Source organism: Pseudomonas sp. LjRoot277 (genome assembly GCF_964253845.1).
Lineage (GTDB): Bacteria > Pseudomonadota > Gammaproteobacteria > Pseudomonadales > Pseudomonadaceae > Aquipseudomonas.
The window spans coordinates 1655480-1670253 of sequence record NZ_CAXURI020000001.1 but is presented as its reverse complement, the minus strand read 5'-3'; the positions used below and the strand labels follow the sequence as shown (position 1 = coordinate 1670253).

The window sequence follows — 14774 nt, the reverse complement described above, 5'->3', positions numbered from 1 at the left end:
GTCGATTAGGCGTATGTGCTCCGTGTTCGGTCTGGCCCGCAGCAGCTATTACGTGAAGCGCAAACCCGAGCTGCTGCTACCTGCGCAGCGATGGCTGGGGCGCAAACTCCGCGCGTTGCATAGGGAGCATCGCGAAGCATTAGGTACTCGCGGGCTATCCAAAGAATTAAGAAAAGAAGGCATTTTCATTGGCCGCTATCGAATGCGCACCTTGATCAAGACCTTCGGTTTGCACCGGCGTAGGCCTCGTTACGCCCATTATCGCCGTGCGACGAAGCCGGCAGTCGCTGCACCGAACATACTTGATCGTCGTTTCAATCCGGCCCGGCCTGACACGCTTTGGGCAGGCGATATCACTTACATCAGAGTGGGGAACGGCTGGTTGTATCTGGCCGTGGTGATGGACCTGTTTTCACGCAGGATCGTGGGGTGGGCTTGCTCGCGAACCGCTGATACTGAGCTGTCTATGAAGGCACTTAAGCTGGCAGTGGCGTTACGCCGTCCGATGCCTGAGTTGCTATTTCACTCAGACCAGGGCTGCCAATATACCGCTGATCGATTTGTTGCATGTCTGGCAGAAAACCGGATCGTTCAGAGCATGAGTCGTCGAGGAAACTGCTGGGATAACGCGGTGGTCGAGCGCTATTTCAGGACGTTGAAGCACGATTGGATGCCAGAAAACGGCTACCAAAATCATTTCGAAGCGGAGAAGGATGTGATGGGCTTCATCTCACATTACAACCATCGCCGTTGCCATTCCGCTTCGAACCACCTGCCGCCTGCGCTGTTTGAGCAGCAAGCGGCTTAATGCTCCTACAGAGCGGTTCAAAAAAACTGAACCACTACACCGCAGGCTGCGATCTTTTTGCATTTCCACCGATTTAAAGCAACGGTGCCACCACCGGCTCTTTGCGCGGCCAGGCGTCCAGCACAGCCTTGAACAGGGTCGCCAGCGGAATCGCAAAGAACACACCCCAAAAGCCCCACAATCCTCCAAACAACAACACCGCGCAGATGATCGCCACCGGATGCAGATTGACCGCCTCCGAGAACAACAGCGGCACCAGCACGTTGCCGTCCAGTGTCTGGATGATCCCGTAGACCGCCATCAAATAAATGAACTGATCGCTCCAGCCCCACTGGAACAGCGCAATCAGCATGACCGGCACGGTCACCACCACTGCGCCGACATAAGGCACCACCACCGACACACCCACCAGCAATGCCAGCAGCGCTGCGTAGTTGAGCCCCAGAACCACAAAACCGATGTAGGTCACGCCACCACAAATGAAAATCTCGATGACCTTGCCGCGAATATAGTTGGCGATCTGACGGTTCATCTCATGAGCGACGCGGGTGATCAGCGCCCGCTCACGGGGCAAATAACCACGCACCCACTGGCCAATCATCTCCCGGTCCTTGAGAAAGAAAAACACCAGGATCGGCACCAGCACCAGGTAGATCATGATGTTCACCAGCAGCGGCAGACTCGACAGCGAGAACGTCAGCGCCCACTGACCGAACTTGCCAATCTCGCCCCGCGCCACTTCGATGGCCTGCAGCACCTGCTCATCGGACACCAGATGCGGGTAGCGCTCGGGCAGCAGCAACAACAGCGACTGCCATTTGGCCAGCATGCCGGGTAACTCGTTGAACAGCGTAATCAACTGATGCCAGAGCAACGGCACCACAACCACGATGAACACCAGCAATAGCCCCATGAACAACGCAAAGACCAACCCCACCGCCAACCCGCCCGGCATGCGCAGGCGTTCGAGAGTGACGACCAACCCTTGCATCAGATACGCCAGCACCATCCCGGCCAGCACGGGCGCAAGCATGCCGCCCAGCGTCAGCACGGCGGTAAACGCCAGAAACAGCAGGACCGCCAGCACCACGGCCTCTTCATCGGAGAAGTAGCGCTGAATCCAGTCGCGTAACACTTTGAACATCAATAATCCTTAGAAACGAACGCAGCAGAATTCAGGCTTTTTTCAACCAGTAGCGGTAAACACCCGCTTCATCTTCTTCACGAAGCAGCGTATGACCCGCCAACCGGGCAAAGGTGCGGAAGTCGCGCTGCGAACCCGCATCGGTGGCAATTACCTTCAGCACTGCGCCGCTGGCCAGTCGATTGAGTTCCAGCTTGGCCTTTAGCAACGGCAAGGGGCAATTCAGGCCGCTGGCGTCGAGCTCGGCGTCATGGGCTACAGCGTCGGTCATTGCATCACTCCGGGGGCAGGTGGTCGAGTGGCTAGAATATCTGGTCCGAAGCGTAGTGTCCGGCTACAGTAAGGTCTTTGTCGACTAAGGCTTTGTGCATGACTTTTTTGCGCCCTACCCTGCTGACGCTCGCTTGCCTGCTCGCCTCACCGGGCTTCGCCGACGACCTGCCGTCACTCGGCGACGCCAGTTCTGCCATCGTCTCGCCGCAACAGGAACATCAGTTGGGTCGTGCCTGGCTGGCGCTGTTGCGCAGCCAGGTTTCGCAGCTCAACGATCCACAGCTCAAGGACTACGTCGAATCCAGCGTCTACAGGCTGGTCGAGACCAGCCAGGTCAATGACCGGCGCCTGGAGTTCATCCTGATCAACAGCCCGCAACTCAACGCCTTCGCGGCACCGGGCGGCATTGTCGGGGTTAACGGCGGCTTGTTCCTCAATGCCCAGACCGAAGGCGAATACGCCTCGGTACTTGCTCACGAATTGGCTCACTTGTCGCAGCGCCACTTCGCCCGTGGCGTCGAAGCCCAACAGCGCATGCAGGTGCCGATGATGGCCGCGCTGCTGGCTGGGATCGTGATTGCCGCAGCTGGCGCCGGCGATGCCGGGATCGCGGCTATTGCAGGCACGCAGGCGGCGGCCATTCAGGAACAGCGGCGTTTCTCTCGCCAGAACGAACAGGAAGCTGACCGCATCGGCATCCTCAATCTGGAAAAGGCCGGTTACGACCCGCGCTCGATGCCGACCATGTTCGAGCGATTGGCGCGCCAATACCGCTTTGACGCCAAGCCACCGGAATTTCTGCTGACTCACCCGGTGACCGAGTCGCGGATCGCTGACACCCGCAACCGCGCCGAACAGGCAAAACCCGGCGGCATCGAAGACACGATGCGTTATCAGTTGATTCGTGCACGGGTCCAGTTGATCTATGAAGAAACCCCTGGCCTGGGCGCCAAACGCTTTCGCGCCCAGCTTGATGAAAACCCGAAAAATGATGTCGCTCGCTATGGCCTGGCCATCGCCCAGATCAAGGGCGGCCAGCTGAATGAAGCACGGGAAAACCTCAAATTGCTGCTGGTCAAGTCGCCGAACGAGATCATCTACAACCTGGCGCAGGTGGATCTGGACATTACCAACAATCGTCTACCGGACGCCCAGTCCCGGGTTGACCGGATGTTGACGCAGTACCCCGGAAACTATCCGCTGAACTCGGTGCGTGTTGACCTGCTGCTCAAGCAGAACCGTGCGCCCGACGCGGAAAAAGCGCTGGAGAATCTGCTCAAGAGCCGTCCTGACGATCCGGACGTCTGGTACATGGTGGCCGAGACTCGCGGCCTGTCAGGCAACATCATTGGCCTGCATCAAGCTCGCGCCGAGTATTTCGCCCTGGTCGGGGATTACCGTCAGGCCATTCAGCAACTGGATTTCGCCAAGCGCAAGGCAGGCACCAACTTCCCGCTGTCATCGCGAATCGACGCACGGCAACGTGAGCTGATGGAACAGGAGCGCATGATCAAGGACATGATGGGCTGACGCCTGTCAGAAAAAATTGCAGACATAAAAAAACCGCCTCTTTCGAGGCGGTTTTTTATTCAGCCAACAACCGGATTATTCAGCCAGTTTGAAGGTGATGAAGCTGGCGTGTCCTTGACGCAGAACCCGCATCGACACCGAGCGGTTCTTCGGCAGCGCCTTGGCGATATCCGTGAACTCCTTGGTGGAACCGATTGCCTGATTGTTCAGGTGAGTGATCACATCGCCTGGCTGCAGGCCAATCAGAGAAGCAGGACCGTCCTGGACTTCCTTGATGACGACGCCGCCTTTGAGGTCGTAGGTTTTCTTCTGTTCATCCGTCAGCTCGACCACGGAAACACCCAGCCGGTTGCTGCTGCGCTCGGTGGTGGATTTCGGCAGCGCATCCAACTCTTTGCCTTCTTCCGGGATTGCGCCGACTGTCAACTCGACATTCTTGCGCTTACCTTCACGAATCACTTCCAGATCAGCTTTCGAGCCGGCCTTCAGCGCGCCCACCAGGTGCGGCAGATCAGCGGACATGACGATGGGTTGACCGTTCATGCTCAGGATCACGTCCCCTACTTGCAGGCCACCCTTGGCAGCCGGGCCGTCATCCTGGATCTGAGCCACCAGCGCGCCGGCTGGCTTATCCAGACCGAACGACTCGGCCAGGTCCTTGTTCACTTCCTGAATCACCACACCCAACCAGCCACGGCTGACTTTACCGCCGCTTTTGAGCTGATTGGAAACGTCCATGGCTACGTCGATAGGGATCGCGAACGACACGCCCATGAAGCCGCCGGAACGGGTGTAGATCTGCGAGTTGATGCCCACCACTTCACCGGCCAGGTTGAACAGCGGACCACCGGAGTTACCTGGGTTGATCGGCACGTCGGTCTGGATGAACGGCACATAGTTTTCGTTCGGCAGACTGCGACCGATGGCACTGACGATACCTTGAGTCACGGTATGGTCGAAGCCGAATGGCGAGCCAATCGCCACGACCCACTGGCCAGCTTTCAGATCCTGGGATTTGCCAAGTTTCAGGACCGGCAGATCCTTGCCTTCGATTTTCAACAGCGCCACGTCGGAACGTGGATCGGTGCCGATCAGCTTGGCCTTCAATTCGCTGCGGTCGGCGAGACGAACGAGAATTTCGTCGGCATCGGCGATTACATGGTTGTTGGTCAGGATGTAGCCATCAGGCGAGATGATGAAGCCCGATCCCAGGGATTGGGCTTCGCGTTGACGATCACCGCGTGGCGTACGAGGCTGTGGCGGCATGCCGCGCTCGAAGAACTCGCGCAGCATCGGCGGCAAGTCATCAAGGTTAGGCATCTCCTGGCTCGACACTTTGCGGTCCGGCAGTTTCTGCGTGGTACTGATGTTCACCACCGCGGGCGAGGCCTGCTCGACCAACTGTGTGAAGTCAGGCAACTCGGCCGCCTGAACAGCGACCGCCTGACCAAGCACCAGCACGGTGGCAAAAATAGAGAGATAAGACTTCAAGCGTGGTATCGACATACGGCTCCCGTTACGACGAGCATGGTTAAGCGATATGGAGCAAGGAACACCGGGAACGATACGCCGGTATTTTTGTTCCGGGAACAACAAACAAGGCCAGAGCCGAGGGGCTCTGACCTATAGAAAAATTCGGGAATATTTGCAAGTTGAAATGCTCACCAAACATTTCGATTTCAGCTCACTACTTGGTTGCAGTGGCGTCGCTGCGCATGGATAGCGCAATCCGTTCAGCGGTGCCAATCGGAATCTCACCGACCACGGTCACCATCATCTCGCCTTGCGGGGTAGTCAAGCGTCGGGAAACTGCAACGGTCGGCCCCAACTGGGTGCGAGTATCAGTAATTGTTGCGCCATTCAACGGTTCAAGGAAAACCGAGAAACGAGCCAGACCATCGTCATACATCAGACTGTTGACTTGAGTTTTGGTCTCTGGATCCTTGCGGGAGGTACTGCTGGTCAACTCGAAACCAGGTGGTAACCAGTCCGAACGCCATACTTGGGCTGCCTTGATTGCAGAAGCCTTGTCGCTGTCGAGGGCAATAGTTTTGCAATCGGCGCCAGGCTGCAAGTCGCTGTCGGACGGAACATCGGCGGTATCCAGTTGCGTGAACTGGAATCGCTCCAGCAACTGCCCTTTTTCATTCAGAAGCAATGATTTGAGAGGCAGGCCGGATTCTTTATCCAGATGCAATTCAAAACCGTAGCGGTGTTGATCGCGAGGTGTCAGTGAAACGATTACTGCCGCACGCCCGGCCACACGCGACTTGCCAATAACGGCAAGGTCGTACCAATTCTTTAGCTTTTGTGGATCGAGTGCACGAGCAGAGGAGCTGGGGGAATCTCCAAGCCCTGCTATCAGAATGCCGCTGACGCATTGAGTACGCCCATCAATGCGCACGACTTCCTGTGCCGAGCCGTCGAGCTGGAGTAAACGCTCACGGACCTTGCCATCCTGGACGCGGTGCCAGATGTTGTGGGTAGAAAAACTACCGTTACGCTCGTAGACGAATGTACCGTGAAAGCTTTGCTGTTGCTCGGCTTGGCCCAGACGGGTCAACCAGTCCTGGGCTTCATCAGCATGGGCTGGAACAACAAACCAGCCACCGAGCAGAAGCGTAAGTAGAGGGATGGCGCGCATGATCCTCCTTAACGGTTTTCCAGACTTGCTGCACGAGCGTAAGGCAGAGCGCTCTCAGTACCTTTCAGTGCAGCTTGTTGAGCATGTTGGCGCAAGTAGCCTGGCAGACGCTGATCGTGCCAGCCTGGCTGACCTTGCAATACGCCGTTGGCCATAGGGCCAGTGGCTTCCGAACTCTCATTGTAGCCTGCTAATACAGCTGGACCCTTGACCTGAGGAACGGCCAGACCTGGTTGACTGGATTGTTGAGCCAGTTCGACCCCAGCGATCTCGTCCTGATTATACAGACGAACACCTGCCAGTACGGCGAGGGTTACCGAAGCAGCGACCGCCAGACGACCCAGGCTACGCCATGGACCACGGGAGGCTTTTGCAGGTACAGCTTCGTCAGCCAGCGCAGCAGAGACTGCCGCAGCGATATCCAGACGTGGAAGCAGCAAATCCTTGTGCATAACTGCCCGAGCGATTTGATAACGAGCCCAGGTATCACGGGTTTCAACATCGTCAAAGGCATTCAATACCCGACGCAATTCCAATTCGTCCGCTTCGTTATCCATCACTGCGGACAGCGATTCCTGCAGGGCTTCACGACTCATGGCGTTCCTCTCTTGGCTGTCGCCGCTGTCTCAGTTTTCCTGCAACAACGGCTGCAGGGCTTTATCGATGGCTTCCCGAGCGCGGAAAATCCGGGAGCGCACGGTACCCACCGGACACTGCATGACGGCCGCAATGTCCTCGTAACTCAGACCATCGAATTCACGTAAAGTTAAAGCCGTACGCAAATCTTCTGGCAGTTGCTGAATGGTTCGATGGACGGTGCCTTCGATCTCATCCCGCAGCAATGCACGTTCTGGCGACTCGAGATCCTTGAGGCCATGATCGCCATCGTAGAACTCTGCATCCTCGGAACTGACATCGCTATCCGGCGGCCGACGGCCGCGTGAAACCAGATAGTTTTTCGCCGTGTTGATGGCGATGCGGTAAAGCCACGTATAAAACGCGCTGTCTCCGCGAAAATTTCCAAGTGCACGGTACGCCTTGATAAAGGCTTCCTGCGCCACATCCTGGGCTTCATGGGTGTCGTGCACGAAACGCACGATCAACCCGAGAATTTTGTGCTGGTATTTCAGCACTAGCAGATCGAAAGCTCGCTTGTCGCCGCGCTGAACGCGTTCGACCAGCTGCTGATCCTCTTCCTGGGTTAGCATGAACACTCCTCGATAAGCTCGGAGGAGGCTTGCATAACTAAACAACCAGACTTGCAAACATAGACTCGGGCTTTTCGCAAAAGTTCTCCCCCTCCAAGCAAGTTTCCTGCGGGCTCTGATTTGGCACGCACGAAAAGCGCAGCGCGGGTGAACCCGGCTGCGCGAATAATCTTGTCATCGGATTCGCCGGCAAGGATCAATTCACAGATCCCGCGTTGAAGCCGACACTGTCCCTTGAATCAGGCAACGGTCTATTGATCTTGGGCCTTTGGCAAAAGTTCCAAATATTTATAGCTGCGCAAGACCGACATTGTGCAACCGTGAATAGAAAAAGACTGTTAAATCGTTGATACAGTCGTCTTGTCGCCGAACCGGCCGAAAAACCATCCGACGAAGCGTCAGGTATTTTCCGTCACAGTAGTTTCACAATGCCATGTGTGCTCGGCTATTGTGCCGCTCCCCCCCTCTATATACTAGTGGACTGTGTGGCTGTCTTGACTCGCCGATCCAGGTGTCTTGCGCCAACCCCGACCCGGGTCGCTTTGAGCGGAATCCTGAAATGAGCCAACAGTTTCAACACGATGTTCTGGTCATTGGCAGCGGCGCTGCCGGTTTGAGCCTTGCGCTGACCTTGCCCGGTCATTTGCGCATCGCCGTACTGAGCAAAGGCGACCTCGCCAATGGCTCGACTTTCTGGGCCCAGGGTGGCGTCGCTGCCGTCCTGGATGACACCGACACCGTTGAATCACATGTCGAGGACACCCTCAATGCTGGCGGCGGCCTGTGCCACGAAGACGCCGTGCGCTTTACTGTCGAGCACAGTAAAGAGGCGATTCAATGGCTGATCGACCAAGGCGTGCCTTTCACCCGCGATGAACAGTCCGGCACCGAAGATGGCGGATTCGAGTTCCACCTGACCCGCGAAGGCGGTCACAGTCATCGGCGTATCATCCATGCCGCCGATGCCACGGGCGCAGCGATTTTCAGAACCTTGCTCGACAAGGCCAGGCAACGACCGAACATCGAACTGCTGGAGCAGCGAGTCGCGGTCGACCTGATCACCGAAAAGCGCCTGGGCCTTGAAGGTGATCGCTGCCTCGGCGCCTACGTCCTCAATCGCGGGACCGGTGAAGTCGACACCTACGCCGCTCGCTTTGTGATCCTCGCATCGGGCGGCGCAGCAAAGGTCTATCTCTATACCAGCAACCCCGACGGCGCCTGCGGTGATGGCATTGCCATGGCCTGGCGTTCGGGCTGCCGGGTGGCGAATCTGGAGTTCAACCAGTTCCACCCCACGTGCCTGTATCACCCGCAAGCCAAGAGTTTCCTGATCACCGAAGCCCTGCGCGGCGAAGGCGCACACCTGAAGCTGCCCAACGGCGAACGCTTCATGCAACGCTTCGACCCTCGCGCCGAGCTGGCCCCGCGCGACATCGTCGCCCGGGCCATCGACCATGAAATGAAGCGCCTGGGCGTCGATTGTGTCTATCTGGACATCAGCCACAAGCCGGAAGCGTTCATCAAGACTCACTTCCCGACGGTGTACGAACGCTGCCTCGAATTCTCCATCGACATCACCAAGCAACCGATTCCGGTGGTTCCAGCGGCGCACTACACGTGCGGCGGCGTTATGGTCGATCAGCAGGGTCGCACCGACGTGCCGGGGCTATATGCCATTGGCGAAACCAGCTTCACCGGCCTGCACGGCGCCAACCGCATGGCCAGCAACTCGTTGCTGGAGTGTTTCGTTTACGCGCGTTCGGCGGCGGCGGACATTCTTGAGCAACTGCCGCAAGTTTCGATTCCGATCGCCCTGCCCGTCTGGGATGCGAGCCAGGTCACCGACTCCGATGAGGACGTGATCATTGCGCACAACTGGGACGAACTGCGGCGATTCATGTGGGACTACGTCGGCATTGTGCGCACCAACAAGCGCTTGCAACGGGCACAGCACCGCGTGCGTCTGTTGCTGGACGAAATCGACGAGTTCTACAGCAACTACAAGGTCAGTCGGGATTTGATCGAACTGCGTAACCTGGCCCAAGTGGCCGAGCTGATGATCCAGTCAGCCATGGAACGCAAGGAAAGTCGCGGCCTGCATTACACCCTCGACTATCCGAACATGCTGCCGGTTGCCCTGGACACTATTCTGGTGCCGCCCACCTACGTCGACTGAACGTGAGCCGAACCCGCAGGCGCCGGTGCAGATCGGACGCCTGCGAGTCACGGGGCACACAAACCGCCCTGATCCGCCGTTCACCCCGCAGCCGAAAACGCAGCACAACAAGCAAAGGTAGCGCCAGGCTGTCCGGTCGTAGCTGCACCGATTGCCAACCCTCCTCCTGATTCCACAACTGCCAGCCATCGGCATTGCGACGCAAGCCGCGAAATGCCCTTGGGTGTGTCAGCAGAATCTGTCGCGGTAACGCCCAAGCGCCGTGAGCCAGACAGCAAAAAGCGCCGAGCAGGCAGGCCCAGACCGGAATAGAGAGAAGGCACAGCGAACCCAGCGCGAACAGCTGGGCCAGAAGATACGCCGCCAGCAATTGCCGTGAGGCATGCCAGCGGCATTCGAACGCATTACTTGGGCTGGACACGATCCAGGATCATGCGAACCATGCGCTGAAGCTCCGGATCTTCCGATTCGGCACGTTCCATGAACCAGCCGAACATGTCCTGATCTTCGCATTCGAGCAGCTTGCGGTAGCAATCGCGGTCGACATCATTGAGGTGCGGATAGACCTCTTTCACGAACGGTACCAGCAACACGTCAAGCTCAAGCATGCCGCGGCGGCTGTGCCAGTAGAGGCGATTCAGTTCAACATCTTCGACCATGGAGCGCTCCTCAAATAGGCGGCAAGTATACAGCCCCAGGCAGAGTCGAACACTCGGCTTTGGTCGACCACCAACGATCCTTTGTGAACTACCCATTTCAAGAGCGCCCCCTTATGATGTCCCCCAGACTCTTTACCCTGCGATGACCCATGGCCGATTCTGCTTTTTTCTGCACCCTGTCTCACGAAGGCGTTCTCGCAGTACGCGGCGCGGACGCGAGCAAATTCCTGCAAGGCCAATTGACCTGCAACCTCAATTACCTGAGTGACACCCAGGCCAGCCTCGGCGCCCGCTGCACGCAAAAGGGCCGGATGCAGTCGAGTTTCCGCATCCTGCTGGAAGGCGACGGCGTTCTGATGGCCATGGCCACCGAACTGCTGGAACCGCAACTGGCGGACCTGAAAAAGTACGCGGTATTTTCCAAATCCAAACTGACCGACGAAAGCGCCGCCTGGGTCCGCTTCGGCATGGACCATGGCGATGCGGCACTGATCAGCCTCGGTCTTGAGCTTCCGACCGACACCGACAGCGTCGCGCGCAATGACGGCTTGATCGCCATTCGCGTCTCGCCGGACCGCGCCGAACTCTGGGTCGCCGCCGACCAGGCCGACCTTATCAAGGGCAAGCTGTCCGCCGTATTGGCCGAAGGCGATCTGAATCAATGGCTGTTGGGCCAAATCCGCGCAGGGATCGGTCAGGTCATGCCGAGCACTCGCGAGTTGTTCATCCCGCAGATGCTCAATCTGCAAGCCGTGGGTGGCGTGAGCTTCAAGAAAGGCTGCTACACCGGCCAGGAAATCGTCGCGCGCATGCAGTACCTGGGCAAACTCAAGCGCCGCTTGTATCGCCTGACACTGGATGCCAACGAGTTGCCTGAACCTGGCACACAATTGTTTTCCCCTACCCACGGCAGCTCTATCGGCGAAGTGGTGCTGGCCGCCAACGCAGGGCAAAACATTGAGCTCCTGGCCGTGCTGCAAGCCGAAGCAGCGGAAGGGGGTGATATCCATCTGGGCGCGCTCGAAGGGCCAGCCCTGCACCTGCTCGACCTGCCTTACGAACTGGATCGCGATCGCGAAATCCAGCGTTAACAGCAGCATTTGTCGCAATACCTAGAGAAACGAAATGAGTGAGCTGGCGGAAAAGGTCCAACAGGATTTGGTTGAGGCCATCGATAACGATGACCTGGTTCTGCCAACGTTACCGGAAGTGGCCCTGCAGATTCGCAAGGCCGCTGAAGACCCGGAAATCAGTGTCAGCACCCTGAGCAAAGTGATCGGCCGCGATACCGCGCTGTCGGCGCGTCTGATCAAAGTGGTCAATAGCCCGCTGTTGCGCGCGACCCAGGAAGTCACTGACCTGCACACGGCAATCACTCGATTGGGCATCAACTACAGCAGCAACCTGGCCATCGGTCTGGTCATGGAACAGATTTTCCATGCCCGCTCCGAAGTGGTGGAGCAGAAAATGCGCGATGTCTGGCGCAAAAGCCTGGAAATCGCCGGGATCAGCTATGCATTGTGCCGCAGGTACACGCAACTCAAGCCCGATCAGGCAGCCCTTGGCGGACTGGTGCATCAGATCGGTGTGTTGCCGATCCTGACCTACGCCGAAGATCACTATGAACTGCTGGCTGACCCGGTCAGCCTCAACCATGTGATTGATCACATTCATCCACTGCTCGGCGACAAACTGCTCAGGGTCTGGGAGTTTCCGGAGATGCTGGTACAGGTGCCGGGGCTTTATCTGGACTTCAATCGACACTCCGAGCGGGTCGACTATGTCGATCTGGTGCAGGTGGCCAGCCTGTATTGCCACAAGGACACCGACCATCCCCTCTCGCGTATCGACGTATTCAACGTGCCGGCGTTCAAAAAGCTGGGGATTGATCCGGAGAACGAGGGGATGTGCCGCGATCTGGAAGAGTCGCGGTCGATGTTTTATTAGTCGAGACCGTAGCGCGCCCTTCGCGAGCAAGCCCGCTCCCACGCTTGACCGAGTTCTTCATGGAAAAATGCGATCAAATGTGGGAGCGGGCTTGCTCGCGAAGGGGTCAGTCCAGACACCACAAAACTACCCGGCGATAAAACTCACCCGCACCTTCAACCCGGCCTGTTCGCCATCGTGCAGGCTGATTTGAGCCAGGTGTGCGCGGCAGATCTCGCCAACAATCGCCAATCCCAACCCCGAACCGGCCACCTGCTGGTTGCGCCGATAAAAGCGCTCGAATACCCGATCGCGCTCTTCAAGAGGAATGCCTGGGCCATCGTCCTCGACCTCCAACACGGCCGGTGCCGTGACCCGAAGAATCACGTTGCCACCCGGCGGCGTATGGGCCAGCGCGTTATCCACCAGATTGCTCAACAGTTCGTTCAACAGCGTTGGCTCGCCGCGCAACCACACCGGCTCGTCCGCTTCCAGCGCCAGCGCCACACCGCGCGCGTGGGCGAGCGGCGCCATGGCCATGCCGAGTTCGCGAGCCAGCTGACTGAGATCAAGTAACTGCGCGCCGCCCTCGGCGATGGCCCGGGCACCATTTTCAACCCGTGCCAGCGAGAGCAGTTGATTGGCAAGGTGGGTCAAACGATCCGTGCCTTGGGCAGCGGTTTCCAATGTGCTGCGCCAGGTTTCAGGTTCGGTCGAGCGCAAACCCAGCTCCAGTCGTGCCTTGAGTGCCGCCAGGGGAGTACGCAGCTCATGGGCGGCATCGGCGATGAACTGCGCCTGACGCTCGAACTGCCCGCGCAGGCGCTCGGTGAAGTGATTGAGCGCGCGCACCAGCGGCCATAATTCGTGCTGCACTTCCACCAACGGCAACGGCCGCAGATCGTCCGACTGACGCTCTTCCACCGCAGTGCGCAAGCGTTCCAGCGGACGCAACGCGGCGCTGACCGCAAACCACACCAGCAACAACGCACCCACCGCCAGCATGCCCAGACGCAGCAACGTGTCAGTTGCCAGGCTGCGGGCCATGCTGACCCGCGCTTCATCGGTTTCCGCCACGCGGATTTCCGCCATGCCGTTCATGTTCGGATCACTCACGGGTTTGAGCAGGCTCACCACACGTACGTTCTGCCCCTGGTACTTGGCGTTATAGAAACGCGCCAGTGCCGGATAGTCATCGGTGCGCGGCGTTCCCGGCGGCGGCGGTGGCAGGTTTTCGTAGCCCGAGATCAGCTTCTGATTGATGTCGTTGACCAGGTAAAAAATCCGTCCCGCGCTGTCGTACGCAAAAGTATCGAGGGCCACGTACGGCACATCAGCGCTCAGCGAGCCGTCGCGCTGGGAGACACCGGCGGCGATAGTCCGCGCCGAGGCCAGCAAGGTCCGGTCATAGGCGGTGTCGGCAGCTTCGCGACCGTTCCAGTAAGCGCTCAAACCACTGGCCAGCATCAACACCACCAGCAACAACGCCAGATTCCACAGCAACCGCCAGCGCAGGCTGCTGGGCTTATGCATCGCGGCTTTCCAGCAAGTAGCCGAGACCGCGGAAGGTCACGATGACGACCGGTTGGCCATCGAGCTTCTTGCGCAGGCGATGGACATAGATCTCGATGGCGTCGGGGCTGGCCTCTTCGTCCAGACCGAAGACTTGCGAGGCCAGTTGCTCCTTGCTCATCACCCGACCGGGCCGGGCGATCAGGGCTTCGAGCACGGCCTGCTCGCGGGAGGTCAGGGTCAGCAACTCTTCGCCGAGGGTGAAGCGCCGAGTGTCCAGGTCATAAGCCAGCACACCGCAGCGCTGCAGGCGTTCACCGCCGAGCACACTGCGGCGCAGCAAGGCTTTGACCCGGGCCTCGAGTTCGGTCAGTTCGAAAGGTTTGGCCAGGTAATCGTCAGCGCCAAGGTTCAGGCCGTGGACCCGATCCTTGACGTCGCTGCGGGCGGTCAACATCAACACCGGCAGGTTCTTGCCCCGCGCCCGCAGGCGCGCCAGCACTTCGAAGCCATCCATGCGCGGCAGGCCGACGTCGAGGATCGCCATGGCGTATTCCTCGCTGCTCAACGCCAGGTCGGCCGCCACGCCGTCGTGCAGCACATCCACGGTCAATCCGGTGCTCTTGAGCGCCTGAGCGACACTTTCGGCGAGCTGCAGATGGTCTTCGACGAGCAGAACACGCATGGATCTTTACCTCATTCAGGGATGGTCGACGCCATTCTTTGGCGCGGAGTTTACAGCCGCAACCGCCGCTGTGAAGCCCGAAAACCGTGAAAGTCTTCTGAAAGGTTAGCGAAAGGTTGGCCGGTTAGAGTCCAGCCACGGACAGCTTCGACTGCCCGTCGCTACCGCACATAGCGTACGAAAAACGCCTCGAAGCGTTTTCGCCAATA

The 14774-nt window shown here is 58.5% G+C and carries 15 protein-coding genes; 5 read left to right on the top strand and 10 right to left on the bottom strand.

Features of this window, described 5'->3' with window-relative positions:
* Window positions 1-22 precede the first annotated feature (22 nt).
* Window positions 23-808, top strand: a complete 786-nt coding sequence (locus tag ACSQ87_RS07955) for an IS3 family transposase (protein ID WP_317851638.1) — start codon at window positions 23-25, stop codon at window positions 806-808.
* A 73-nt stretch (window positions 809-881) separates the two neighbouring features.
* On the opposite strand, the gene ACSQ87_RS07950 is transcribed toward ACSQ87_RS07955, so the two are convergent.
* Window positions 882-1952 (bottom strand): AI-2E family transporter, encoded by a 1071-nt coding sequence (locus ACSQ87_RS07950; RefSeq protein ID WP_223433004.1) that lies wholly within the window; start codon window positions 1950-1952, stop codon window positions 882-884.
* Between the two features lie 31 nt (window positions 1953-1983).
* Entirely contained in the window at window positions 1984-2223 is a 240-nt protein-coding gene (locus ACSQ87_RS07945; RefSeq protein ID WP_020300476.1) for a sulfurtransferase TusA family protein, read from the bottom strand.
* A gap of 98 nt (window positions 2224-2321) precedes the next feature.
* Here ACSQ87_RS07945 and ACSQ87_RS07940 point away from each other — a divergent pair, with 98 nt between their 5' ends.
* On the top strand, window positions 2322-3755 hold the full coding sequence (locus ACSQ87_RS07940) for a M48 family metalloprotease (RefSeq protein WP_223433003.1): 1434 nt from the start codon (window positions 2322-2324) through the stop codon (window positions 3753-3755).
* A gap of 75 nt (window positions 3756-3830) precedes the next feature.
* On the opposite strand, the gene ACSQ87_RS07935 is transcribed toward ACSQ87_RS07940, so the two are convergent.
* The 4 genes from ACSQ87_RS07935 to rpoE all read right to left on the bottom strand — a co-directional run bounded on the left by ACSQ87_RS07935 (window position 3831) and on the right by rpoE (window position 7607).
* Window positions 3831-5261, bottom strand: coding sequence for a DegQ family serine endoprotease (locus ACSQ87_RS07935; protein ID WP_223433002.1), 1431 nt, complete (start codon window positions 5259-5261; stop codon window positions 3831-3833).
* Window positions 5262-5442: 181 nt separating this feature from the next.
* A complete protein-coding gene (locus tag ACSQ87_RS07930; RefSeq protein ID WP_223433001.1) occupies window positions 5443-6399 on the bottom strand; it encodes a MucB/RseB C-terminal domain-containing protein in 957 nt (318 codons plus the stop codon).
* Between the two features lie 8 nt (window positions 6400-6407).
* The gene (locus ACSQ87_RS07925; protein ID WP_033054066.1) at window positions 6408-6995 is read right to left on the bottom strand and encodes a sigma-E factor negative regulatory protein; all 588 of its coding nucleotides are present in this window, start codon (window positions 6993-6995) and stop codon (window positions 6408-6410) included.
* A gap of 30 nt (window positions 6996-7025) precedes the next feature.
* Complete coding sequence (gene rpoE / locus ACSQ87_RS07920) at window positions 7026-7607, bottom strand: RNA polymerase sigma factor RpoE (protein ID WP_007944079.1); 582 nt, start codon at window positions 7605-7607, stop codon at window positions 7026-7028.
* 559 nt (window positions 7608-8166) lie between these two features.
* Between rpoE and nadB the strand changes: the two genes are divergently transcribed.
* The gene (gene nadB / locus ACSQ87_RS07915) at window positions 8167-9783 is read left to right on the top strand and encodes an L-aspartate oxidase (protein WP_150654973.1); all 1617 of its coding nucleotides are present in this window, start codon (window positions 8167-8169) and stop codon (window positions 9781-9783) included.
* Here nadB and ACSQ87_RS07910 read toward each other — a convergent pair.
* Window positions 9752-10204 (bottom strand): protein YgfX, encoded by a 453-nt coding sequence (locus ACSQ87_RS07910; protein ID WP_223433000.1) that lies wholly within the window; start codon window positions 10202-10204, stop codon window positions 9752-9754. The two genes, nadB and ACSQ87_RS07910, sit on opposite strands and share 32 nt — an antisense overlap.
* Window positions 10188-10442: a succinate dehydrogenase assembly factor 2 gene (locus ACSQ87_RS07905; protein WP_007944081.1), complete on the bottom strand. Its 255-nt coding sequence runs from the start codon at window positions 10440-10442 to the stop codon at window positions 10188-10190. The genes ACSQ87_RS07910 and ACSQ87_RS07905 overlap by 17 nt, the downstream gene beginning before the upstream one ends.
* A gap of 149 nt (window positions 10443-10591) precedes the next feature.
* Between ACSQ87_RS07905 and ygfZ the strand changes: the two genes are divergently transcribed.
* Both ygfZ and ACSQ87_RS07895 read left to right on the top strand, forming a co-directional pair.
* Complete coding sequence (gene ygfZ / locus ACSQ87_RS07900; protein WP_223432999.1) at window positions 10592-11533, top strand: CAF17-like 4Fe-4S cluster assembly/insertion protein YgfZ; 942 nt, start codon at window positions 10592-10594, stop codon at window positions 11531-11533.
* Between the two features lie 34 nt (window positions 11534-11567).
* A complete protein-coding gene (locus tag ACSQ87_RS07895; protein ID WP_150654970.1) occupies window positions 11568-12389 on the top strand; it encodes an HDOD domain-containing protein in 822 nt (273 codons plus the stop codon).
* 126 nt (window positions 12390-12515) lie between these two features.
* Here ACSQ87_RS07895 and ACSQ87_RS07890 read toward each other — a convergent pair whose 3' ends face one another.
* Both ACSQ87_RS07890 and ACSQ87_RS07885 read right to left on the bottom strand, forming a co-directional pair.
* On the bottom strand, window positions 12516-13901 hold the full coding sequence (locus tag ACSQ87_RS07890) for a sensor histidine kinase (RefSeq protein ID WP_223432998.1): 1386 nt from the start codon (window positions 13899-13901) through the stop codon (window positions 12516-12518).
* The gene (locus ACSQ87_RS07885) at window positions 13894-14565 is read right to left on the bottom strand and encodes a response regulator (protein ID WP_008153060.1); all 672 of its coding nucleotides are present in this window, start codon (window positions 14563-14565) and stop codon (window positions 13894-13896) included. Before ACSQ87_RS07885 ends, ACSQ87_RS07890 begins: the two co-directional genes overlap by 8 nt.
* Between the last annotated feature and the right edge of the window lie 209 nt (window positions 14566-14774).

Excerpts from the sequence above, each read along its gene's own strand:
- ACSQ87_RS07950 (WP_223433004.1), bottom strand. The coding sequence starts at position 1,952 with ATGTTCAAAGTGTTACGCGACTGGATTCAGCGCTACTTCTCCGATGAA.
- ygfZ (WP_223432999.1), top strand. The coding sequence starts at position 10,592 with ATGGCCGATTCTGCTTTTTTCTGCACCCTGTCTCACGAAGGCGTTCTC.
- rpoE (WP_007944079.1), bottom strand. The coding sequence starts at position 7,607 with ATGCTAACCCAGGAAGAGGATCAGCAGCTGGTCGAACGCGTTCAGCGC.
- ACSQ87_RS07905 (WP_007944081.1), bottom strand. The coding sequence starts at position 10,442 with ATGGTCGAAGATGTTGAACTGAATCGCCTCTACTGGCACAGCCGCCGC.
- ACSQ87_RS07895 (WP_150654970.1), top strand. The coding sequence starts at position 11,568 with ATGAGTGAGCTGGCGGAAAAGGTCCAACAGGATTTGGTTGAGGCCATC.
- ACSQ87_RS07935 (WP_223433002.1), bottom strand. The coding sequence starts at position 5,261 with ATGTCGATACCACGCTTGAAGTCTTATCTCTCTATTTTTGCCACCGTG.
- ACSQ87_RS07940 (WP_223433003.1), top strand. The coding sequence starts at position 2,322 with ATGACTTTTTTGCGCCCTACCCTGCTGACGCTCGCTTGCCTGCTCGCC.
- ACSQ87_RS07925 (WP_033054066.1), bottom strand. The coding sequence starts at position 6,995 with ATGAGTCGTGAAGCCCTGCAGGAATCGCTGTCCGCAGTGATGGATAAC.
- ACSQ87_RS07945 (WP_020300476.1), bottom strand. The coding sequence starts at position 2,223 with ATGACCGACGCTGTAGCCCATGACGCCGAGCTCGACGCCAGCGGCCTG.
- ACSQ87_RS07890 (WP_223432998.1), bottom strand. The coding sequence starts at position 13,901 with ATGCATAAGCCCAGCAGCCTGCGCTGGCGGTTGCTGTGGAATCTGGCG.
- ACSQ87_RS07930 (WP_223433001.1), bottom strand. The coding sequence starts at position 6,399 with ATGCGCGCCATCCCTCTACTTACGCTTCTGCTCGGTGGCTGGTTTGTT.
- ACSQ87_RS07885 (WP_008153060.1), bottom strand. The coding sequence starts at position 14,565 with ATGCGTGTTCTGCTCGTCGAAGACCATCTGCAGCTCGCCGAAAGTGTC.
- nadB (WP_150654973.1), top strand. The coding sequence starts at position 8,167 with ATGAGCCAACAGTTTCAACACGATGTTCTGGTCATTGGCAGCGGCGCT.